General features: G+C 67.7%; 17 protein-coding genes and 3 pseudogenes. 15 read left to right on the plus strand and 5 right to left on the minus strand.

Going from position 1 to position 21,615, the window contains the following annotated elements; translation table 11 throughout:
- Nucleotides 1–63 precede the first annotated feature (63 nt).
- Nucleotides 64–932: pseudogene (rhcC, locus tag P0592_RS17850) on the plus strand (L-rhamnono-1,4-lactonase).
- On the opposite strand, the pseudogene P0592_RS17855 reads toward rhcC, so the two are convergent.
- Both P0592_RS17855 and P0592_RS17860 read right to left on the minus strand, forming a co-directional pair.
- A pseudogene (locus P0592_RS17855) lies at nt 933–3,111 on the minus strand (LUD domain-containing protein).
- 2 nt (nt 3,112–3,113) lie between these two features.
- Nucleotides 3,114–3,635 carry an LUD domain-containing protein gene (locus P0592_RS17860; RefSeq protein WP_276274059.1) on the minus strand — a complete coding sequence of 174 codons (522 nt, stop codon included), beginning with the start codon at nt 3,633–3,635 and terminating at the stop codon, nt 3,114–3,116.
- A 181-nt stretch (nt 3,636–3,816) separates the two neighbouring features.
- Between P0592_RS17860 and P0592_RS17865 the strand changes: the two genes are divergently transcribed.
- The 7 genes from P0592_RS17865 (at nt 3,817) to P0592_RS17895 (ending at nt 11,977) form a co-directional block, all read left to right on the plus strand.
- Nucleotides 3,817–5,283 carry an ABC transporter substrate-binding protein gene (locus P0592_RS17865; RefSeq protein WP_276274078.1) on the plus strand — a complete coding sequence of 489 codons (1,467 nt, stop codon included), beginning with the start codon at nt 3,817–3,819 and terminating at the stop codon, nt 5,281–5,283.
- Nucleotides 5,284–5,437: 154 nt separating this feature from the next.
- Complete coding sequence (locus tag P0592_RS17870) at nt 5,438–6,283, plus strand: carbohydrate ABC transporter permease (protein WP_276274060.1); 846 nt, start codon at nt 5,438–5,440, stop codon at nt 6,281–6,283.
- Nucleotides 6,273–7,238 (plus strand): carbohydrate ABC transporter permease, encoded by a 966-nt coding sequence (locus tag P0592_RS17875; protein ID WP_276274061.1) that lies wholly within the window; start codon nt 6,273–6,275, stop codon nt 7,236–7,238. The genes P0592_RS17870 and P0592_RS17875 overlap by 11 nt, the downstream gene beginning before the upstream one ends.
- A gap of 65 nt (nt 7,239–7,303) precedes the next feature.
- Complete coding sequence (locus tag P0592_RS17880; protein WP_276274062.1) at nt 7,304–8,470, plus strand: ABC transporter ATP-binding protein; 1,167 nt, start codon at nt 7,304–7,306, stop codon at nt 8,468–8,470.
- A gap of 166 nt (nt 8,471–8,636) precedes the next feature.
- Nucleotides 8,637–9,668 carry a zinc-dependent alcohol dehydrogenase gene (locus tag P0592_RS17885; protein ID WP_276274063.1) on the plus strand — a complete coding sequence of 344 codons (1,032 nt, stop codon included), beginning with the start codon at nt 8,637–8,639 and terminating at the stop codon, nt 9,666–9,668.
- Between the two features lie 69 nt (nt 9,669–9,737).
- Nucleotides 9,738–10,943 (plus strand): L-rhamnonate dehydratase, encoded by a 1,206-nt coding sequence (gene rhcD / locus P0592_RS17890; RefSeq protein WP_276274064.1) that lies wholly within the window; start codon nt 9,738–9,740, stop codon nt 10,941–10,943.
- 2 nt (nt 10,944–10,945) lie between these two features.
- Nucleotides 10,946–11,977: an LLM class flavin-dependent oxidoreductase gene (locus tag P0592_RS17895; protein WP_276274079.1), complete on the plus strand. Its 1,032-nt coding sequence runs from the start codon at nt 10,946–10,948 to the stop codon at nt 11,975–11,977.
- Nucleotides 11,978–12,018: 41 nt separating this feature from the next.
- Here P0592_RS17895 and P0592_RS17900 read toward each other — a convergent pair whose 3' ends face one another.
- Nucleotides 12,019–13,215: an ABC transporter substrate-binding protein gene (locus P0592_RS17900; protein WP_276274065.1), complete on the minus strand. Its 1,197-nt coding sequence runs from the start codon at nt 13,213–13,215 to the stop codon at nt 12,019–12,021.
- Nucleotides 13,216–13,401: 186 nt separating this feature from the next.
- Between P0592_RS17900 and P0592_RS17905 the strand changes: the two are divergent.
- The 6 genes and pseudogenes from P0592_RS17905 (at nt 13,402) to P0592_RS17930 (ending at nt 19,238) form a co-directional block, all read left to right on the plus strand.
- Nucleotides 13,402–14,159, plus strand: a pseudogene (locus tag P0592_RS17905) (IclR family transcriptional regulator).
- Nucleotides 14,160–14,204: 45 nt separating this feature from the next.
- The gene (rhcF, locus tag P0592_RS17910) at nt 14,205–15,053 is read left to right on the plus strand and encodes a 2,4-diketo-3-deoxy-L-rhamnonate hydrolase (protein WP_276274066.1); all 849 of its coding nucleotides are present in this window, start codon (nt 14,205–14,207) and stop codon (nt 15,051–15,053) included.
- A 608-nt stretch (nt 15,054–15,661) separates the two neighbouring features.
- On the plus strand, nt 15,662–16,282 hold the full coding sequence (locus P0592_RS17915; RefSeq protein ID WP_276274067.1) for a DUF4864 domain-containing protein: 621 nt from the start codon (nt 15,662–15,664) through the stop codon (nt 16,280–16,282).
- A 30-nt stretch (nt 16,283–16,312) separates the two neighbouring features.
- Nucleotides 16,313–17,101 (plus strand): SDR family NAD(P)-dependent oxidoreductase, encoded by a 789-nt coding sequence (locus P0592_RS17920; protein ID WP_276274068.1) that lies wholly within the window; start codon nt 16,313–16,315, stop codon nt 17,099–17,101.
- Nucleotides 17,102–17,144: 43 nt separating this feature from the next.
- Complete coding sequence (locus P0592_RS17925; protein ID WP_276274080.1) at nt 17,145–18,146, plus strand: LLM class flavin-dependent oxidoreductase; 1,002 nt, start codon at nt 17,145–17,147, stop codon at nt 18,144–18,146.
- A 66-nt stretch (nt 18,147–18,212) separates the two neighbouring features.
- Nucleotides 18,213–19,238 (plus strand): aldo/keto reductase, encoded by a 1,026-nt coding sequence (locus P0592_RS17930; RefSeq protein WP_276274081.1) that lies wholly within the window; start codon nt 18,213–18,215, stop codon nt 19,236–19,238.
- 28 nt (nt 19,239–19,266) lie between these two features.
- Here P0592_RS17930 and P0592_RS17935 read toward each other — a convergent pair whose 3' ends face one another.
- Nucleotides 19,267–19,611, minus strand: a complete 345-nt coding sequence (locus P0592_RS17935) for an L-rhamnose mutarotase (RefSeq protein WP_276274082.1) — start codon at nt 19,609–19,611, stop codon at nt 19,267–19,269.
- 103 nt (nt 19,612–19,714) lie between these two features.
- Here P0592_RS17935 and P0592_RS17940 point away from each other — a divergent pair, with 103 nt between their 5' ends.
- Nucleotides 19,715–20,680: a mannonate dehydratase gene (locus P0592_RS17940; protein ID WP_276274083.1), complete on the plus strand. Its 966-nt coding sequence runs from the start codon at nt 19,715–19,717 to the stop codon at nt 20,678–20,680.
- A 6-nt stretch (nt 20,681–20,686) separates the two neighbouring features.
- On the opposite strand, the gene P0592_RS17945 is transcribed toward P0592_RS17940, so the two are convergent.
- Nucleotides 20,687–21,589, minus strand: coding sequence for an SMP-30/gluconolactonase/LRE family protein (locus P0592_RS17945; protein WP_276274084.1), 903 nt, complete (start codon nt 21,587–21,589; stop codon nt 20,687–20,689).
- Nucleotides 21,590–21,615: the final 26 nt, after the last annotated feature.

Consider the following 21,615-nt stretch of genomic DNA (forward strand, 5'->3'; position numbering starts at 1 on the left):
CGCTCGGTCGGCTTCAGTCTTCCTCAGGTAACTTTTACTATCGGCACCGACGACACTGGTGGTATGCTCGACACGCACACCCACGCGTGGGGACCGGCGAGCGAGACACACCCTGGGTGAACGGCCCGATCCTGGACCTCGTCGACTCCTTCGACGTCCACACCGTCTACACGGCGGACCGACTGCTGGCCGATATGGACCGCAACGGCGTCGACGAGGCCGTCGTCGTCGGCTACCCGATCTGTGACTGGACGGACAACTGGTACACGCTGGAGGCGGTCGAGGAACACGACCGGCTGTACGGGGTCGTGATGCTCGATCCGTTCGCCGACGACGCGGCCGAACGGCTCCGCCGCTGTATGGAAACCGACGGCGTCGTCGGCTTCCGTCTCGGTGCCGCCTGTCCGTACGACCGGATGTGGGAGACGTTCGACCCGAGCGTGACGTGGCTCCGCGACGCCGTCGAGGAGACCGAGTTCTGGGCGGCCGCCGTCGAGACCGACGCCGCCGTCCAGATCCTCTGTGACCACGGCCAGCTCGACCAGGCGCTCGAACTGGTCGAGACCTACCCGGACCTGTCGTACCTGTTCGACCACTTCGCCCACGCCGGGCCGGAGACGCCGACCGACGAGGGGACCTTCGCGCAGTTCGCGGACCTGGCGGAGTACGAGACGGTCGCCGTCAAGGTCTCTGAGGTCGTCCACATGTCGGACGCGGCGTTCCCGTACGCCGGCGTGCACGACCACGTCCGCTGGTACGTCGAGACGTTCGGCCGCGAGCGCGTGATCTGGGGCTCGGACTACCCGAACGTCAGCGACGAGGCCACCTATGCCGAGGCGTGCAACTGGCTCAGACAGGTCGAGGGCCTCTCGCAGAGGGATCGGGAGTGGCTCACCGGGAGGGCGTTCCGGGAGCACGTCGGGCTGAACTGACTACGGGGCCAGCAGTTCGACCGGGTGACGCGGCCGGCGCTCCAGCAGGGCGTCGATCTGTTCCAGACAGGAGGTGCCGCTGGCGACCACCTCGCGGTCGGCGACGCCGTCGGCCCGGAACTGGTCGCGGAGGCGGCTCCCCACGTCCATACTGACCTCGTAGTAGTCGGACTTGTACCCGAAGCTGCCGGCCATCCCGCAGCACTCGGTCTCGGAGGTGACGACGTCGTAGCCGCAGTCCTCCAGGACGGCGACGGTGTGGGCCTCCAGCCCGAGCGTCCGCTGCTGGCAGTGGCTGTGGTAAGCGAGTCCGTCGCCGTCGGCGGTCGCCAGCGCCTCCGCCTCGGCACCGTTGTCAAGGAGCCCGTAGACGTACTCAAGGACCTCGTAGCTGTTCTCGGCGAGCGCGGCGAACGCCTCGCCGTCGACGAGCTTCTCGTACTCGCGCTGGAACATCGCGTGGTCGCTGGGCTCGACGACCACCACGTCGCGGCCATCCTCGACGTGGGGTCGGAGCGCCTCGGTCACGCGCTCGGCGTGGTCGGTCGCCGTCGCGACCATCCCCTGTGACAGCGGCGCGCGCCCGCTGGAGGGCGTCGGGGACGACCACGTCGACCCCGAGCGCTTCGAGGACGCGCACGGCCGCCTTCCCGCGCTCGACCTGGACGTGGTTGGTGTAGAGGTCCGGGTAGAGGACGGCCTCGCGCTCGGGGTCGTCGACCGGCGACTCGCGACCGTCGGCCCACGCGACGAACGTCTCGCGCTCGAATGTCGGGAGGTCCCGTCGCGGGTCGACCCCCAGGACTCGTGCCATCGCCTGCCGGGCGACCCCCGTGTCGGCCAGCCAGTTCGACAGCGGTGCCGTCGCGCTGCCGAGCTTCGCGACGGTCGCGAAGTTGCCGAAGAAGCGCTTCTGGAGCGGCGCGCCCCCGTCCTCCTCGTCGGGGGTCAGGCCCTCGACGAGCCAGTCGAGTTCGGTGGTCCCCTCGCGGTTGATGCGGTCCCGGACGACCGTGTTGATCCACGGGATGTCGATCCCGACCGGACAGGCGTTGACACACCGCGAACAGCCCGTACAGAGGTCGTTGAACTCCGCGGCCGTCTCCAGCCCCTCGATGCCGGCCTCCCAGCCGGTCGCGATGCCGCCGGAGTAGGTCTCCCCGCCGAAGGCGTGGCCGCCGACGCTCTGGAAGTTCGCACAGGAGTTCGAGCAGGCCGAGCAGCGGATGCAGTACAGCGTCTCCCGGAGCTGGTCGTCCTCGCGCATCGCCAGCCGGCCGTTGTCGATGAGCACGAGGTGGAAGTCGCGGTCGCTGTCGAACTCCGAGAGGGGCGTCTCGTCGTCCTGGAAGTCCACGACCGGGGTGTCGACCGGCGGGGTCAGCAGCGAGACGTAGGAGGTGATGTCCTGGCCCGTGCCCGACCGGCCGATCAGTTCCACGAAGGGTGCGAAGTCCGCGACGCTGGGGACGATCTTCTCGACGCCGGCGACGGCGACGTGGGTGTCCGTCGCCGCGACCGTCTTGCGGGCGTTGCCCTCGCTCGTGACCAGCGCCATCGTCCCGGTCTCGGCCGCCAGGAAGTTCGCGCCGGTGATCCCCACCTCGGCGTCGACGATCTGCTCGCCGAGCTTCTCGCGAGCGAAGCGGGTCAGCTCCTCGGCGGTCTCCGGCGGTTCGTCGGGGTCGAACCGGTCGTTGAACAGTTCCGCGATCCCCTCGCGGGACTTGTGGATCGCCGGCGCGACGATGTGGGAGGGCGCTTCGTCGGCCAGTTGCAGGACCCACTCGCCGAGGTCCGTCTCGACGACGTCGACACCGTCCGCTTCGAGCGCCTCGTTGACCTCGATCTCCTCGCTGGTCATCGACTTGCTCTTGACGACGCGGTCGGCGTCCCGGTCGGCGGCGACCGCCCGGATGTAGTCGTTGGCGTCCGCCGCGTCGTCGGCGACGTAGACGGTCCCGCCGTTATCCTCGACGGCCGCGGTCAGCTCGTCGAGCAGGTCGGGCAGCCGTTCGATGGCGTCCGCCTTGATCGCGCGGGCCCGGTCTTTCAGCTCCTCATAGTCCTCGAGGTCGGCCACGGAGTCGTACCGGCCCTCGTTGAACGCCTGGGTGTTCTGCGCGATCGCCGCCCCCTCGGTCCGCATTATCTCGCGGAGCTCGTCGGCCTTGGACATCCTCAGGCCCCCTCCTCGACGAGGACGACGTGGACGTCCTCGGGGCCGTGTGCACCCTTGACCAGCGCGCCCATATCGGCGGTGGCGCTCGGCCCGGTCGCGACGATCGTGCTCCCCCGCGTGCGCTCGATGTCCTCCGCGAGGGACTCGATGGCCGTCTCCATATCGCCGACGACGTCCGCGGCACGGAGGACCGCGACGTGCTCCTCGACGAACAGGCTGACCAGTTCGCTGGCCCGGTCGGTCATCGACAGCGACAGCGAGCCGTAGTCCCCGACGCCCAACTGTGCCCCCGTCACGCCCGTGGTCGCCGCCCGGAGGGCCGCCGGGGTCGGATCGACGGTGACGGGCGTGTCGGCCAGCGAGTACGCCGGGTCGTCGAACGTCTCGTCAAGGGCGACGCCGACGGCCGGTTCGGTGACGATGTCAGCGATACGGTTCCGGACGTCCGCGGTGTCGGTCCGCGTGACGGTGACCCCGAGGTCCGCGAGCGACGCCGCGAACGACGATTCTGCGTTTGTCATCGATACGTGTCACGACGGCCCACACCGACATTTAGCTTTGGTTGGGACCGGCGGCGGATCCGGGGTCGACCGCCGGGGAAGACTCCGGACAGAGGGGCTGTCGGGGACGGTACGTGAGCCGCCTGTTTAATGTACCGATACATTTATGAAAGACGGGCTGAGTTGTTTGTAACAGCGTCCCATGACAAGCGATAGTTCAGCGAGCGGACTGGATAGGCGTCGGTACCTGACTGGCCTGGGAACCGCACTCGCGGCCGGCTTCGCCGGCTGCGGTGGCAACGGCGGTGACGGCGGTGACGGTGGCGGCGGCGACGGCGGTGACGGCGGCGGCGGTGACGGTGGCGGCGGCGGCGGGTCCGGCCCCCAGGACCTCGACTTCTGGTTGTTCGGCGGCATCCCGGCCGAGCGGGAGTACGTCAGCAACCACTACACGAACTACGGTGCCAACAACGTCAGCTACCAGCACAAGGCGTGGGGACAGAAGTACCAGATCGTCGCCTCCGCCGCGGCCAACGACAGCCTGCCCGACGTGATGGCGGGGCAGAACCTGCTGATCCCGGACTTCGTCTCCGCCGGCGCGATCGAACCGCTCGACCAAGAGGGGTTCCAGGACCGGCTGGAGACGCTGAACGAGCCGTTCGTCGACGCCAACATCCAGGCCCAGATGTACGAGGGACTGGGCGACTACGACGAGGCTCGGCAGTGGGGGATGCCGGGGGGCTACGCGGACCTCGGCCCGTTCATCGACATCCGCTCGGACTACCTCGAACAGACGAGTTTCGACCGGCCGCCCCGCAGCTGGCCGGAGCTCATCCAGATGGGCGAGGAGATGCAGGAGATCGACGGCGTCTCGGCCGCCATCACGGCTCCCGGTCTCGACTTCGGACTCACGGCGGGCTACTTCATCGGGTTCGTCTACGCGAACGGCGGCCGGTACTTCGACCCAGAGTCCCTGGAGGCGACGATCGACCAACCGGGCTTCGTCGACGCGGTGAGACTGTACCAACAGATCGCCGAGGCGGGCCTGTTCCCGGACTCGGTCGCCGAACTCAACCACATCGAGGCCGGCCGACTGCTGCGTGAGGGCGAGTCGGGCATCTTCATCACGTACTCGCACGCGAACGCGGTGTACCAGACGACCGGTGCGCCCCAGCCCTGGCTCGACGGCGAGGGCCACACCGTCACGCGCGCCCCGCTGCCGGACCAGCCGTCCGGGAACTTCCAGCCCAACGACCTCCTGCTGCAGAACGCGCAGGGCCACACGCTCGGGACCGGAACGGCGAGCCAGGCCGAGAAGGAGGCCGCGTTCGACTACATCGGCTGGTGGAACCAGCCCGCGCAACTGGAGCCGTGGACGTACAAGACCGACGTCGGCATCCGCGGTCGGGTGCCGACCCTCCAGAGCGCGTTCGACGAGCCAGCGGACCTCATGCAGAGCCAGTTCGGCGACCTGCTGGAGCTGTACGAGAACGATAACCTGTTCACGCGCACGTCCCGCTTCCCGTCGTTCTCCGGGCTCTCGGCGGTCCAGAGCGAGATCAACACGACGATCCTCCAGCCCGTGATGTTGGGCAACAAGACCGCCGAGGAGGCCTGTTCGGAGGCCAACTCTCGGGTCCAGTCGATCATCGACGAGAACCTCGGCTGACGGGGCCGCGAAACGCTTTTGTTCGTGGCCTGAACAGCTAACGTACCACACGACGTGAGATAGAATGTCATATACCGAACAAACGCGGTCGTCGGTCGAACGGATAACCGGGCGGATTCCCGACCGGGTTCTGGTACAGCTTCCGGTCCTCCCGGTGATCGCACTGGTAGGGACCTTCATCCTCTACCCCATCGCGCGGGCGATCTACTCCAGCTTCTTCCAGAAGAGCCTGCTCAGACCCGAAGAGGCGCAGTTCGCCGGGCTCGCGAACTACGCGGAGATCTGGGGGAGCCCGACCATCCACCAGGTGCTCTGGAACACGTTCGTCTGGGTCACCGTCGGGAGCGGGGTCGCCATCGTCGCCGGCTTTATGATGGGCTGGCTGATGTACGAGAAACTGCCGTACGCGAGCGTCGCCAGCGCGATCATCCTCATCCCGTGGGTGTTGCCCCGGGTCGTCGGCGCGTCGATCTGGGCGTTCATGTTCAGCGGCTCGCAGGGGATCATCAACGAACTGCTCGTCACGCTGGGGCTCACCCAGGAGTACATCGTGATGCTCGGCTCCACCGACGTCTCGCTGTGGCCGCCGATCGTCGGGATGATCTGGCGGTTGGCCCCGCTGTTCGCGCTGCTCACGCTGACGTCGTTCCAGGGCATCAACGACCGCCTGTACGAGGCCGCCCGGATGGACGGCGCGACGCCGTGGGAGCAGTTCCGCTACATCACGCTGCCGCTGATGCGGTACAACCTCGCGATCGGGTTCCTGCTGATGCTCATCTACAACATCAGGAACTTCTCGATGATCTGGGTGATGACGAAGGGCGGACCGGGGGTCTCGAGCACCACGCTGCCGGTGATGATCTACCGGCAGGCGTTCGTCGACTTCAACATCGGGATGGCGTCGGCCCTCTCAGTGCTCCTGTTCCTCGTCCTGCTGGTGTTCTCGTACTACTACATCAAGGTCTACGATCAGGTTCAGGGTGAGACGAATGGCAACTGAATCGACGGACGAACTCGAGGAGTTCCGCACGAACACGTCGTGGCTGTACGACACGACGCCGGGCGCGTACGTGCGCCACGCCTTCACAGCCGCGTCGACGGCACTCGTGGCGGTCTTCGTGCTCGGACCGCTGTACTGGATGGTCGTCACCGCGTTCAAGACGAAGGCGGAGATCCAACGGATCCCGCCGACCATCGTCCCGCAGGACTGGTCGATACAGGCGTTCGTCGCCGTCATCGAGTCGTCGCTCCAGGCCGGCGGCTACGACGGCTTCGTCGAGCGGACGTTCGGGGTGTCCGTCTCCTCGGCCATCGACATCGACGTGTTCGGGCTCATCGTCAGCAGCCTGAAGGTGTCGGTCGGCGCGGCGCTGCTGGCGGTGTTGTTCGGGACGATGGCGGCGTACGTGCTCTCGCGGCACGACTTCCGTGGGAAGAGCGTGCTGATGAGCCTCCTGCTGGCGTCGCTGATGTTCCCCGGGACGGCGATCATGGTCCCGGAGTGGGAACTCATCAACACGCTCGGGCTGTTCGACACCCACCTGGGACTGATACTGGTCTACGGCGCGATGACCTCGCCGTTCGTCGTCTGGCTGATGAAGGGTCACTTCGACGACTTCCCGGGGTCGATCCTCGACGCGGCACGGATGGACCAGTGCAGCCCCTTCGAGATGTTCCGGTACGTCCTGGTGCCGATGTCGGTCAACTCGATCATCGCGTCGTTCATCTTCGCGTTCCTGCTGGCGTGGAACGAACTCGTGTTCGCGCTGACGCTGCTCTCGAACACGAAGTACACCGTCCCCCCGGGGCTGTTGACCTTCGTCCAGGGGTTCAACACCCAGTGGAACGTCGTGGCGGCGGCCTCGATCATCGCCTCGATCCCGGTGCTGCTGGGACTGGCGTACATCCAGCGGTACTTCGTCCAGGGACTGACCGGCGGCGCGATCAAGGGCTGACTCCGGTCGGCTCTCGGCGGGGCGACGCAGTAGTTTTAATACGCGGTGGGTGGTAGCACGTTCCAATGACACGCCTCGAACTAGACAGTGTCACGAAAGTCTTCGGCGACCCCGACCAGGACGGCGTCGTCGCGGTCGACGACCTGAGCATCGACGTCCCGGACGGGGACTTCCTCGTGTTGCTCGGTCCGTCGGGGTGCGGGAAGACGACCACCCTCCGGATGATCGGCGGGCTGGAGAACCCCACCGACGGCGAGGTCAAGTTCGACGGGACCGTCGTCAACGACATCAAGGCCCGCAACCGCGACGTGGCGATGGTGTTCCAGGACTTCGCGCTGTACCCGCACATGACCGTCGGCGAGAACCTCGGCTTCGGGCTCCGGCGCGAGGACAACGATATGAGCGACGAGCAGATCGAGACGCGGGTCACCGAGGTCGCGGAGATGCTCGAGATCGAGGAGCTGGTGAACAACAAGCCCGCCCAGCTCTCGGGCGGGCAGAAACAGCGGGTGGCGCTGGGGCGGGCCATCATCCGCGAACCGCGGCTGTTCCTGTTCGACGAGCCGCTGGCGAACCTGGACGCGTCGCTGCGGAAGACGATGCGGACGGAGATCGACGAGCTCCAGTCCGAGGTCGGCATCACCTCGGCGTACGTCACCCACAATCAGGAGGAGGCCCTGACCATCGCCGACCGGATCGCGATCCTGGACGAGGGCCAGCTCCAGCAGCTCGGCACGCCGGACGAGGTGTTCAACGAGCCCGCGAACCTCTTCGTCGCGCAGTTCGTCGGCAGCCCCGACATGAACCTCTTCGACGGGACGGTGAGCGAACGCGACGACGCGTACCGGATCGAGATGGACGCCGTCGACTTCGAGATCCCCAAGCGGCTCGTCGACGCCGAGATCGAGACCGACGACGTGCTGGTGGGCTTCCGGCCACAGGACCTCTACCAGGGGGCGAATCGCCCGCGCGACGGCCCCGACATCGAGGCGGACGTCCGCGTCGTCGAGCCGGTCGGGACCGAGGCCATCGTCCACGGGTCGTCGTTCCTCGGCGACGTGACGGCGAAGGTCGGCGACTTCCACGGCATCGGCTCCGGCGACCAGCTGACGGTCTCGATCGCCCCCGAACACGTGTACCTCTTCGACGCGACGACGGAGGAGCTCCTGAAGGGGCGGCTCGTCACCGAGCGCGAGGAGGGCGCGGTGTCGACCGACGGCGTCGAAGCCTGACGCGGTCCCGGGATCGGTGAGCGACGACGGCCCACCCCGTTAGTCGTCACTCTCTTCCGCTAAAACGTCGATTTCGGGCGACTGAGCGGGTCTTCGACCCAAAATTATTAAACCTCGTCGGACAATAGCACAGACGAGTCGAGCAGACCTCGCTCCACCAGCAATCATGAAAGCAATAGTCCAGACGGGCCCCCGCTCCGTGGAGACACAGGAGCGTGACCGGCCCGCAGTCGCGACCGACGAAGTGCTCGTGCGGGTCCACACGGCTGGCCTGTGTGGCAGCGACGCGCACGCCTACAAGTACGACGGTGGATACGAGTGGATCCCGATTCCCCGGATCATGGGCCACGAGTACTCCGGGGAAGTGGTCACGGCCGGCTCCGCCGTCGACGGGTTCACCGAGGGCGACAAGGTCATCGAGGAGCCGATCCACGACTGCGGCCACTGCTTCCAGTGCAAGAACGGCCAGCCGAACGTCTGTCAGAACTTCTCCATCACCGGGATGCACCGGGACGGTGCCTACGCGGAGTACGTGACGGTCAACCCCGAACACCTCCACACCGTCCCCTCGGACGTCCCGCTCCGGCACGCGGCGATCACCGAGCCGACCAGCATCGCCACGCGGGCGGTGCTGGAGCAGTCGACCACGACGCCCGGCGACAACGTCCTCGTCGAGGGACCGGGACCGATCGGCGTACTGGTCGCCGCGGTCGCCGACTCGCTGGGGGCCAACGTCGTGGTATCGGGCCTCGAACAGGACGCCCGGTACCGGCTCCCGCTGCTGGACGACCTCGGCATCGAGACGCTGAACGTCCAGACGGACGACCTGACGGCCCGAACGGAGGAGCTCACCGACGGCATCGGGTTCGACGTGGTGTTCGACTCGACCGGCCACCACACCGGCGTCGGCACGGCCGTCGAACACGTCCGGAAGGGCGGGCAGGTCGTGGTCGTCGGGATCCCGAACGAGGCCAGCGAGGTGACGCTCACGTCGGCGGTCCGGGGCGAGGTCGACATCAACACGTCGTACGGCTCGACGTGGACGAACTTCGAGCAGGCGCTGCGACTGATGGAGCGCGGCGAGATCGCGGTCGACGAGATCCTGGACACCTCCTTCAGCACCGACGACCCCGCCGAGGCGTTCGACGCCTTCCTCGACTCGGAGACCTGCAAGCCGGTGTTCGAGTTCTCCGGGTGATCGGTGAGAGTGTGACGGGCTGACGGAAAGATTTTAACCACACCGAGCGGACTGTTACCGTGGCGACCGATGGAGATCACAGACATCTCAGCGACCAAGATCAGCAACGACTCGTGGGGCGAGTTCATCGAGTTCCCCCTCGTCACGATTATGTCGAAGTACGACGAGTACCGCAACGTCGACGGCGAGAACCCGCAGGCCCGCCGGAAGTGGATGGGGCCGGTCGGCGACGTCGTCGTCGAAGTCGAGACCGACGCCGGCATCACCGGCGTCGGCGTCGGTAACTGGGGCACCGGGGCCATCGCCACCGTCGTCGAGGAGACCCTCTCGAAGATCGTCGTCGGCGAGGACCCGATGCGACGCGAGCACCTCTGGGAGCAGATGTACCGCGCGACGCTCCCGTTCGGACGGAAAGGCGTCGCCGTCATGGCGATCAGCGCCGTCGATCAGGCGCTGTGGGACATCGCCGGCAAGGACGCCGACAAGCCGGTGTACGAGCTGCTGGGCGGCCCCACCACCGAGGAGATCCCCGCGTACGCGTCGAACCTCCACCCCGTCGACTTAGAGAAGCTCGAACGCGAGGCCGTCCAGTACGCCGAGGCGGGCTTCGACGCGATGAAACTCCGCTTCCTCCACGGCCCCGAGGCCGGGCGGCAGGGGATGGAGAAAAACGAGGAGATCGTCGAGACGGTGCGAGACGCCGTCGGCCACGAGATCGAGATCGCGGGCGACGCCTACATGGGCTGGTCGGTGAAGTACGCGAAGAAGATGACCCAGCGGCTCGCGAAGTACGACATAGCCTGGGTCGAGGAGCCGGTCATCGCCGACGACGTGCAGGGCTACGCGGAGGTGCGCGAGGCCGCGCCGATGCCCATCTCCGGGGGCGAACACGAGTTCACCCGCTGGGGCCACGAGCGCCTCCTCGAGGAGGAGGCCGTCGACATCCTCCAGCCGGACGTCGGCCGCGTCGGCGGCATCACGGAGATGAAGAAGGTCGCCGACATGGCCGAGGTCCACGACGTGCCCGTGATCCCCCACGCCGGGACGAACCCGACGTTGCACGCCATCGCGGGCCACACGAACATGCCGATGGCGGAGTACTTCCCGACGCCCGAGTGGTTCCAGGAGCGACGGGAAGAACGGGAGTCGACCTACGCCGACGCCGTCTTCCAGAACCCGCCCTCGCCCGAGAACGGGTCGATCCCGCTGCCCGACGACCCCGGCGTCAGCACGGCGTTGAACCGCGAGGCGGTCGAACACTTCGCCGTGGAGTGACGATGTCCGAGATCAAATTCGAGTACAACGTCCCGGTGTTCGCCGGCGCGCCCGACGCCGGCAGCGACGAACCGGTCCACCGGGACACACCCGAGTACGAGGCGTTGGACTGGGCGACGACCCGCCGGGGGATCGAACTGGCCGAGGAACTCGGATTCGACGCCGCGTGGGCTCCCGACCACCTGATGCTCGGCCGGGACCGCGCCGAGTACGAGTGCTGGACGCTGCTGTCCGCGATGGCCGGATTCACCGAGGAGATGAACATCGGCTCGCTGGTGCTCTGTAACGACTACCGGAACCCGGCGCTGGTCGCGAAGATGGCGGCGACGCTCGACGTGATCTCCGAGGGGCGGCTCGAACTCGGGCTGGGCGCGGGCTGGCACGAACCGGAGTACGACGCCTACGGCTGGGAGTACCGCGACGGCTTCGAGCGGCTGATGCGGCTCGACGAGTCGATCCGGCTGATGAAGCGGATGTGGGACGCCGGCGGCGAGGGGGCGAGTTTCGACGGCGACCACTACCGGATCGACGACGCGGCCTGTGCCCCGACGCCAGTGCAGGACCCACACCCCGAGATTCTCGTCGGCGGGCAAGGCGAGGAGGTGACGCTCAAGCTCGTCGCGAAGCTGGCCGACGTCTGGAACACCGACGTGTTCAACGGCGACGTCGAGACGCTGGAACACAAGATCGGCGTCATCGAGGACCACTGCGAGACGGTCGGCCGCGACCCCGACGACATCGAGTACTCGTGGGACGGCCACGTCATCTGCACCCGCGACGAGGAGAAGTTCGACCGCCTCGTGGACCTGATGACGCCGATCCAGTTCGAGGCGGAGTACCAGGACCAGGCCCCCATCCGGACCGAGGAGGACGCCCGCGAGTACTTCGTGATGGGGACGCCCGAGGAGTGTGCCGCGGCCATCGAGGACCGGATCGACGCCGGCGTCACGAAGTTCCAGTGCTGGTTCGTGGACTTCCCGGACACCGGCGGGATGGAGCTGTTCGCCGACGAGGTGATGCCGGAGTTCCGCTGACCGCCGACGGGCGGGCGTCGGGTCGAACAGTCCCAGTTCTCTCAGTTCCCGCCGGCGAGCGTCTCGACGATCGGGTCGGTGGCACGGTCGGTGTCGCCGGCGTCGAGAAACCCCGCGATGGCAGTCAGTATCTCGACGCGCTGGGCCGGCGGGACGCCGAGCCCGCGGGTCGCGTTGACCCGTGTCGTCGCGGTCTGATACGCGCGCAGTTGATCCCGAAAGAACGGCGAGTACCGATCGGTCGGGACGTCGGACCGAGGGGGGACTGCGCCGCGCGCTCCGGTGAACTGGGCGATCGCCTCGGCCGAGCCGATCTCGCGTAACACGCGCTCCGTCACGTCCGTCTCGCTGGCCGTCGACGGCATCAGAAACGCGTCCATCACGACCTGATACGTGTCTGCCGTCCCCGGGAACGGAACGCATCCCCAGTCGGAGCCGTACTCGTATCCGTCCCTGTTCTTGAGGACGCCCCCGGCCCAGTCGCCCATCGCGAAGAAGGCAGCGTCCCCCTCCGCGAACCGCCCGAGTCCGGCCTGCCAGCCGTCGTACAGCGCGTCGTCGGGAGAGTGAGCCCGGAGCGCCGCGAGGGAATCGAGTGCGGCGTCGACGATGTCGCGGTGTCGCGCCGGCTCGGACCCGCGGAAGATCGCCTCGTACGTGGCGGCGTCGCCGTGGCTCAAAACGAGCATATCCCACAGATCCAGCGCCGGCCACGGCCGTTTCTGCGGGAGCAGCAGTCCCGCCGCGTCGGTCGCCTCCTCGACCGCTTCGAGTGCGTCGCGCAGCGACTCCGGGGTGTCGAGTCGGGCCGGATCAACGCCGGCCCGCTCCAGTAACTCGACGTCGTAGAAGAGGTTGTTCTGTCGCTGAACGTTCGTCGGGATCGCGCGATACCGGCCGTCGTACCGGACCGTCTCCTTCGCGTGGTCGAAGTAGACGTCGGTGTACCCGGCGCGCTCCCAGAGATCGGTGATGTCGCTCACGATGTCGGCGTCGAGGTACGGCCGGAGGTTCTGTCCGGGCCAGGTCTCGAACACGTTCGGCGGGTCGCCGCTGAGGATGTCGACTTTCGCTCGAAGACGCACCTGGGCGTCGGACCGTTCGGCGATCCGCGCGCCGGGGACAGCGGGTCGGACGACGTCCAACAGCGCCTCCATCGCGCTCCTGTCCTCGCCGACGAAGTGGTGCAAGACTGTGATCCGCGGATCGGTCCGCCGCTGTCCTGTCGTATCTGTCATGACTCGGTGGCTGTCCCGACGGCCCTCGCGCTGGGCGCGAGCGGAACGGGTTCCTGCGAGGGGAATTTCCGGTCGTAGATATTAAAACTTCGTCTCACGACAGGGAGGTGGTCGATCGGTTCGTGGTCGAGGTGTTGCTTCCGGCGATGGCGGAACGCTTTTGTCCGCGTCAATCGTTCGCCCGGTATGGGCGACGACGTTCCGATCAAGGCGGCGAAGATCTCTATGGACATCGTCGAGACCGTTCGGGACCTCGACGGTGCGGGCGTCTCCGAGGTCGCGAACGAGCTGGACAGGCCGACGAGCACGGTCCACGACCACCTCCGGACGCTCGAACAGGAGCAGTACCTCGTCAAGCAGGGGGAGAAGTACCACGTCAGCACGCGGTTCCTCCAGCTGGGGGACCAGGCGCGCTCCCGCCGGAAAGTGTTCGAGATCGCGCGCCCGGAGATCAACGAGTTGGCGGAGAAGACCGGCGAGCACGCGAACCTCATGATCGAGGAGCACGGCCTCGGGGTGTTCCTGTACCGCGCCCGAGGGTCCGACGCGGTCCAACTGGACACCCACGCCGGGATGCGCGTACCCCTCCAGACGACCGCGCTGGGGAAGGCGATCATGGCCCACCGTCCGCGCGAGGAGGTCGAGGCGATCCTCGACCGACACGGGCTCCCGGAGGTGACCGAGAACACCGTCACCGACCGCGACACCCTGTTCGAGCAACTCGAAGCGATACGGGAGCGCGGCTACTCGTACGACGACGAGGAGCGCGTCCGGGGATGCGGTGCGTCGCGGCACCCATCACCGACCGGGACGACCACGCCATCGCCGCGGTCAGCGTCTCGGGGCCGAAGAGTCGGATGCGAGACGACCGCTTCACCGACGACGTCCCGGAGCGGATCCTGCGGAGCGCGAACGTCATCGAGGTGAACCTGACGTACTCGTAGCCGCGAACACAACAGTTAGGTTCTCCCGGTGGACAGGGACACACGATGCAGTTCGTCAGATACACCGCCGGCGGATCTCCCCAGTGGGGCGTCCGCCGCGACGACGGAATCGTACCCCTGGACGGCCTCCGCGAGGAGGTCGCGTACGAGCAGTTCACCTCTCCCGGTTTCCTCCGCACAGTCGAGGACGCCGTCGACGCCGCCAGCGACCGAGCGGTCCAGGAGTCCGCGGTGAAGCTCCTCGCACCGGTCCCGCGTCCCGGGAAGGTGATCTGTGTCGGCCTGAACTACCACGACCACGCCGAGGAACAGGACGAGGAGATCCCCGAACGACCGCTGCTGTTCGGCAAGGCCGGAACCGCCGTCACGAACCCCGGCGACCCCATCGTCCATCCCGCCGAGATCGAGGAGGTCGACTACGAGGTCGAACTCGGCGTCGTGATCGGCCGGACCGCGAAGGACGTGAGCCGGGCGAACGCCCGGGACTACGTCGCGGGTTACACCGCGATCAACGACGTGAGCGCCCGCGACGCCCAGTTCGCGGACGAGCAGTTCTTCCGCGGCAAGAGCTACGACACGTTCGCGCCGATGGGGCCGACCCTGGTCCCCGACGACCGGCTCGACCCGGCGAGTCTCGACGTCGCCTGTCGCGTCAACGGCGAGACGAAACAGTCGTCGAACACGGCGGAGTTCATCTTCGGCGTCGACGAGCTGATCGAGTACATCAGCGGGATCACGACGCTGCGGCCAGGGGACGTCATCTCCACGGGGACCCCCGGCGGCGTCGGCATCTTCCGCGACCCGCCGGAACTGCTCGAACCTGGCGACACGGTCGACGTCGAGATCGAGGGGATCGGGACGCTCACCAACCCGGTGACGGGAGCGTCGGAGTAGCCGGCTCGAACTGCCGTCGGGCGAACCGACGACGGGACCTCGTGTATGGTCGGACCCGAACCCCGCCGACCAGACGGACGGGCCGGTGAGCGACGCGACGGTCGAGTCGGTACTCGTCGGACGGTAGCGAGGGTCGTCCGGCGAGGCCCGACACGAAAGTACACTATATCTTATATTTTGTATATCGTACCAAATTTTTGTTACGTCGTCGGGGAACGAGAGGTGGCGGTATCGATCGGTGGCCGAGTCCCGATCGCCGTCGCTGTCTCGTCGCTTCGATCACCACACGGCGTCCCCGTGACACTCGCAGCCTCGTCTCTCGTCGGCGTTCGCTCCGACGGTCGGGTCGGCCCCGATCCCACCGGGGTCGGCAGCGTGGTTCAGATGGGGTTTCTCGGGCGTGTTACCGTCGATTTCGGCGGTCGGTACAGGAATCGTCCCGTCAGTCGGTGGTCGACGCGGTAGCGATCTCGTGTCCGAGTTATATCCTAATTCGTGATAAGCTACTCGTTTGATAGTTCTGATCGGGAGCATCGAGCTCGGTCGTCGACACGCCGGCCGGGGTGCCGATGGGAAGAACCAAGACCGTGTGGAACCGTCGCACACGTATGTGCCGGGACCGTGCGTGGCCGACGCTCGCGGTCGTCGGACTCTGTCTGGTTCTCGGCGGCTGTCAGGGCGTGTTCGGCCCGGGAGAGCCGACACGGACACGAACCGTGACCCCGGCCCCCGTACCCGCGACGGAGACGCCGACGCCGGAACCGAACGGCCGCGCGCTCGGCGGGGCGTGGCCGGGCCAGTGGCACGAGTTCGATCCCCCGCTGCCGGCGGCCGCGTACCGGGACCTCCGACCGACCTGTGACCGGCCGCCGGCGCTGGCCGTGCGGTTGCAGATCGGTGCGATACTGACGGACGACGGGACGGGAGAGGGGATCGAGACGACGTGGGAGTTCCTCGCGCCCTCCGCCCGCCAGGGTTTCGGGACCGTCTCGACGTACGTCGACACGTTCGAACGCCGGTACCGGCCGCTGCTGGCGGCCGAGTCGGTGACACTCAGACCGCTACAGCGCAACGGAAGCGTCGCGACCCAGCCGCTTCGGGTCCGGACCGACGGGTCCACGGTGACGTACCGGTGGCGCGCCGAGCGCCGGTCGACGGCCGGCGACGACGGGTGTTGGCTGACGACGGAGATACGCGCGGCGTCTGCCTCGGACGCCGGTCTCGGATAGCGTTAAGTCACTGGCTGTGAATCACTACCTATGTCTGGAGAGCGACACGCGGACCGGACGGTCGTCGTCACCGGCGCAGCGAGCGGCATCGGACGCGGTATCGCACGGCGCTTCGGCGCGGAGGGCGCGAACGTCGTCGTCGCGGACCTCCAGCGCGAGCCGAAACAGGGGGCGCGGTACGACAGCGACGTGACGACCCCGACCGACGTCGTCGTCACCGAGGAGACGGCGGGGGACGCGACGTTCGTCGAGACGGACGTCGGCGATCCCGACAGCGTCGAGGCGATGGTCGAGACGGCGGTCGAGACCTACGGCGGCGTCGACGTCCTCGTCAACAACGCCGGCATCCAGATCGTCGGCGACTCCCAGTCGACGACGGTCGAGGAGTGGCAGCGGTCCATCGACGTCGACCTGAGCGGCGCGTTCTACTGCACGAAGTTCGCGGTGCCACACCTCGTCGACAGCGGGGGACAGATCGTCAACATCGGCTCCGTCCGCGGGTTCGAGGGCGGCGGCGGGCCGCCGTACGCCGCGGCGAAGGGCGGCGTGGTCAACATGACGCGGGACCTCGCGATGGAGCTGGGCGAGGACGGCGTCCGGGTCAACTGCGTCAACCCCGGCTACATCGAGACGCCGTTACAGGACATCAACACCGACGAGGACGTGGCCAAGGCCGAGGAGCACACGCTCCTGCCGCGGTTCGGGACTCCCGAGGACATCGGCGACGCCGCGGTGTTCCTCGCCAGCGACGAGGCCTCGTTCATCACCGGCGCGAACCTCGCGGTCGACGGCGGGTGGCTCGCACACAGCGGGCTGTGAGAGCGTCCCAAACAGTTATTCTCGTGCCGGTGCCAGTGGCCCTATGCAGTTCGACTGGATGGTCCAGTGCTACGCGGGCGCTGGCGTACACCGCGACACGCCGATGCTCGAGAGCCTCGACAGGGAGACGGTCCTCCGGGGAGTCGACGCGGCCGTCGACACCGGCCTCGAGGGACTCTGGGCACCCGATCACTTCATGCTCGGTCCGAAGGCCGAGGAGTTCGAGGTGTGGACGCTGTTGAGCGCGCTCGCCGAGCGGACCGACGACGTCGACCTCGGGCCGCTGGTGGGGTCGATCACGTACCGTAACCCCGCGCTGCTGGCGAAGATGGCGACGACGGTCGACATCCTCTCCGAGGGGCGACTCCGACTCGGCCTCGGAGCCGGCTGGCACGAGGAGGAACACCAGGCCTACGGCTTCGACTTCCCCGACGTCGGGACCCGGATCGAGATGCTGGAGGAGGGGATCCGGGTCGTGAAGGCGATGTTCACCGAGGAGGATCCGACCTTCGCGGGCGACCACTACACCATCGACGGGGCGCTGAACGAGCCGAAACCGGTCAGTCAGCCCCACCCGCCCATCGTCGTGGGCGGCGCGGGCCCGAAGATGCTCCGGCTCGCCGCCCGGCACGCCGACGAGTGGAACGTCGAGATCAGCGGTCGGGCGCGGGGCCGCTCGATCGAGTTCAAGGCCCGGAAGTTCGACGAGTACCTGGAGAACGAGGGGCGAGATCCGGACGAGGTAGACCGGTCGTGGCTCGCCCACGCGCTGGTCCGCGAGGACGAGGCCGCCGTCGAGTCGGCCGTCGAGGACATCTTCCCGCTCCCGTGGGGCGAGGAGTCGGACATGGACGACCAGCTCAGTACCGCCGCCGAGGCCCGCGAGAAGGGGGACATGCTCATCGGGACGCCCGCACAGGTCGCCGAACAGATCGAGGGGATCAGGGACCTCGGGTTCGAGAAGCTCCAGCTGCTGTTCCTGGACTTCCCCGACCACCGCGGGATGGAGCTGTTCGGCGACGAGGTGGCTCCGGAGTTCCGGTAGCTGTCCGGGCGAACGAGCCGCCGGAAGGGAAAACAGTTTGACACCGCCGTCCGAAGGGCCGGTGGAATGAACTACCGACGGCTCGGCAGCACGGGAACACGCGTCTCGGAACTCTGTCTCGGGACGTGGCGCTTCGGCAAGGAGACCAACGGCGTCGTCGAGACGGGCCGCGAGGAGGCCCACGAACTGCTCGACGCGGCCTGGGACCGCGGGGTCAACTTCATCGACACCGCGAACGTCTACGGCTCGCCACACGGCACCAGCGAACAGTACATCGGGGAGTGGCTGGACGACCACGACCGGTCGGACTTCGTCATCGCCTCGAAGGTGTACTTCCCGTTCGACGGCTGGGGCGAGCCCGGCCCCAACGACTCCGGCCTGGGCCGCAAGCACATCCGGGAGCAGGTCGAGGGGACGCTGGACCGGCTCGGGACCGACTACCTGGACCTCTACTACATCCACCGCTGGGACGAGGAGAGCGACATCGAGGAGACGATGCGGACGCTGAACGACCTCGTGCGCGAGGGGAAGGTCAACTACCTCGGCGCGTCGACGATGGCCGCCTGGCAGCTCACGAAGGCGCTCTGGACGTCCGACGTCGAGGGGCTCGAGCGGTTCGACGTCACGCAGCCGCTCCACCACGCCGGCTACTACGAGGACGTGCGCGACTACCTCGACGTGTGCGCCGACCAGGACATCGCCGTCTGTCCGTACTCGCCGCTGGCCGGCGGGTTCCTCACCGGGAAGTACGAACGCGCCGACCCGGAGGACCCCGAGGCCGTCGAGGCACCGGACGGCTCCCGGGGGAGCTTCGACGACTTCTTCGACGACTACTACCTCTCCGAGCGGGGCTGGCACGTCCTCGACGAGGTCGAGACCGTCGCCGACGAGGTCGACGCCACGCCCGCGCAGGTGGCCCTGCGCTGGCTGATGGACTGGGACGAGTTCACCTGCGTCCCCATCGTCGGCGCTCGCACGGTCGACCAGCTCGACGAGAACGTCGCCGCCACGGAGGTCGACCTCTCCGACGACCAGTGGGACCGGATCATGGACGCCCGGTACGACCCCGACGGGAACCTCTGGGGCCACTGACAACGGCGTCGCGACCGCCGCCGGCGTCTCACTCGCCGTCCGGGTCGAACCGCCAGACCCGTTCCATAAACGGGATGCCGTCCGCCGGATCTGCGTCGGCGTCGACGCCGGACTGCTTGAACTGGCCGGTGTAACGCTCCCACTCGGCGACGGTCTCGTCGCCGTCGACGGCGTCGAGGTAGGCGTCCAGGTCCTCGCACTCGAGGATACAGACCGCGACGTCGTCGCGGACGTACAGTTCGAACTCCTCGACGCCGCCACGTTCCATCGCGTCTGTCACGCCCTCGGGCACGTCGTCGTGGGCCTCGACGTACGCCTCGCGCTGGTCGGGGTCGAGTCGCTGGACGTAGACGGCACGCTCGGTGTCTGCCATACAGTACGGTCTCCCGGCGGGTAAATCAGCGTTTGGGGGCGGTTCCGGTCGGGGTCGTCGTGCGGGCGGTGGGTATTAGTGTCCCGGCCCCGGCATAGCGGGTATGGTTTCGCCCGCACTCGTATTGCCACACGAACCGGACGACCGCTGGCACCTCGCGCGACAGATGGGCGTCGAGGACGCCGTTATCCACCCGCTGGAGATCGGCGACGGTCGCACGCAGTGGACCTACGACGACCTGCAGGGACTGTCGAACTGGCTCGCCGAGGTCGGCCTGAACTTCGCCGTCCTGGAGGGGTCGGTCCCCATCTCGGATCGCATCCGCCTCGGCCGCGAGGGCCGCGACGAGGACATCGAGGTGTTCAAGCAGTTCCTCCGGAACTGCGGCGAGGTCGGGATCCCGGTGGTGTGTTACGACTGGATGGCGGGCGTCCGCTGGGCACGGACGGCGGCCCACGTCGAGGCCCGCGGTGGCTCCTACGTCACCGAGTTCGACGTCGAGAAGACCCGCGGCGGGCCGGAGACGCTGCCAGACGCGACCCACGAGGACCTCTGGGACGGCATCGAGTACTTCCTGCGGGAGGTCACCCCCGTCGCGGAGGAGGCCGGCGTGAAACTGGGACTGCACCCAGACGACCCGCCCCGGGAGTCGCTGCGAGACATCCCCCGCATCGCGACCAGCGTCGAGAACTACGACCGCGTGCTCGACGCCTACGACAGCGAGTACAACGGCGTCACGTTCTGTCAGGGCAACTTCGCCGCGATGGGGGCTGACGTCCCCGAGGCGATCGAGCACTTCGGCGATCGCATCAACTTCGTCCACTTCCGGGACGTCGAGGGCGACACCGACCGGTTCGTCGAGACCTGGCACGACGACGGGCCGACGGATATGCTGGCGGCGATGCGGGCCTACGAGCGCCACGTCGACGACGACGTGCCGATGCGACCCGACCACGTGCCGACGATGGCCGGCGAGGACAACTCCAACCCCGGCTACCACACGAAGGGGCGGCTGTTCGCCATCGGCTATATGCGCGGGCTGCGGGAGCAGGTCCGAGCCGACGGCTGAGCGCTGTCAGGGATCGACGGCCGACCGGAACTCCGCCCGGCCCGAGACGCCGAGGGCGACGCGGTAGAGGCTGCCCGCGCCCTCGCCTTCCGTCTCGCGGGTCTCGACGCAGGCGGTCGTGACGTAGGCCGTGTCGTGGTCGTCGCCGGCGAAGGTCAGCGACGACACCTTCCGTGGATCGAACGCAACGGCCCGTTCGTGGGTGCCGTCGGGCGCGAACCGGTGGAGCGCGCCCCCGTCCCAGAACGCCGACCAGACGTGGCCCTCGTCGTCGACTGTCATCCCGTCGGGGTAGCCCTCGATGTCGCCTGCGTCGACGAACACCTCGGGGTCGGAGATCGCACCGCTCGCGCGGTCGTAGTCGTACCGGTAGACGTACCCCGGTTCGTCGGGGTCGACCTCGCAGGTGTCGGTGAAGTACAACTGCGACAGGTCGGGCGTGAATCCCATCCCGTTCGGGAGCACGCAGGCCTCCCGGACGAGTTCGAACGTCCCGTCGGTGTCCAGCCGGTAGAGCTGGCCGGGCAGGTCCCGCTCGGTGTCGGGCATCACGCCGGCGAAGACCCGCCCCTCGGGGTCGGCGATCACGTCGTTGAACCGCTCGTGGAAGCGGTCGGGGTCGGGAGCGACGACGGTCTCGGTCGTCCAGTCCTCCCGAGAGAGCCGGCGAACCGCGCCGGCCTCCTGGAACAGCAGCAGCGAGCCGTCCCGCTGGATCGTGAAGCCGCCGATCCGCTCGCGGTCGTCCTCGTAGACGCGTTCGTGGCCCCCCACCGCGGGGTCGTACCGGTAGACGTGTCCCCGGGGGATGTCACACCAGTAGACGTACTCGTCGTCGGGGTGCCACAGCGGCCCCTCGCCGGTCTCGCACTCGACGTCGACGACTCGTTCGGGCGTGTCGATAGCCATACTGGTACGTCGGTCGACGGGATAGA

It is taken from the genome of Haloarcula litorea (assembly GCF_029338195.1).
GTDB lineage: Archaea > Halobacteriota > Halobacteria > Halobacteriales > Haloarculaceae > Haloarcula > Haloarcula litorea.

Bases quoted from the DNA above. Each gene is read 5' to 3' on its own strand.
- P0592_RS17860 (WP_276274059.1), bottom strand. From the start codon at position 3,635: ATGACAAACGCAGAATCGTCGTTCGCGGCGTCGCTCGCGGACCTCGGG.
- P0592_RS17865 (WP_276274078.1), top strand. From the start codon at position 3,817: ATGACAAGCGATAGTTCAGCGAGCGGACTGGATAGGCGTCGGTACCTG.
- P0592_RS17875 (WP_276274061.1), top strand. From the start codon at position 6,273: ATGGCAACTGAATCGACGGACGAACTCGAGGAGTTCCGCACGAACACG.
- P0592_RS17880 (WP_276274062.1), top strand. From the start codon at position 7,304: ATGACACGCCTCGAACTAGACAGTGTCACGAAAGTCTTCGGCGACCCC.
- P0592_RS17885 (WP_276274063.1), top strand. From the start codon at position 8,637: ATGAAAGCAATAGTCCAGACGGGCCCCCGCTCCGTGGAGACACAGGAG.
- rhcD (WP_276274064.1), top strand. From the start codon at position 9,738: ATGGAGATCACAGACATCTCAGCGACCAAGATCAGCAACGACTCGTGG.
- P0592_RS17895 (WP_276274079.1), top strand. From the start codon at position 10,946: ATGTCCGAGATCAAATTCGAGTACAACGTCCCGGTGTTCGCCGGCGCG.
- P0592_RS17900 (WP_276274065.1), bottom strand. From the start codon at position 13,215: ATGACAGATACGACAGGACAGCGGCGGACCGATCCGCGGATCACAGTC.
- rhcF (WP_276274066.1), top strand. From the start codon at position 14,205: ATGCAGTTCGTCAGATACACCGCCGGCGGATCTCCCCAGTGGGGCGTC.
- P0592_RS17915 (WP_276274067.1), top strand. From the start codon at position 15,662: ATGTGCCGGGACCGTGCGTGGCCGACGCTCGCGGTCGTCGGACTCTGT.
- P0592_RS17920 (WP_276274068.1), top strand. From the start codon at position 16,313: ATGTCTGGAGAGCGACACGCGGACCGGACGGTCGTCGTCACCGGCGCA.
- P0592_RS17925 (WP_276274080.1), top strand. From the start codon at position 17,145: ATGCAGTTCGACTGGATGGTCCAGTGCTACGCGGGCGCTGGCGTACAC.
- P0592_RS17930 (WP_276274081.1), top strand. From the start codon at position 18,213: ATGAACTACCGACGGCTCGGCAGCACGGGAACACGCGTCTCGGAACTC.
- P0592_RS17935 (WP_276274082.1), bottom strand. From the start codon at position 19,611: ATGGCAGACACCGAGCGTGCCGTCTACGTCCAGCGACTCGACCCCGAC.
- P0592_RS17940 (WP_276274083.1), top strand. From the start codon at position 19,715: ATGGTTTCGCCCGCACTCGTATTGCCACACGAACCGGACGACCGCTGG.
- P0592_RS17945 (WP_276274084.1), bottom strand. From the start codon at position 21,589: ATGGCTATCGACACGCCCGAACGAGTCGTCGACGTCGAGTGCGAGACC.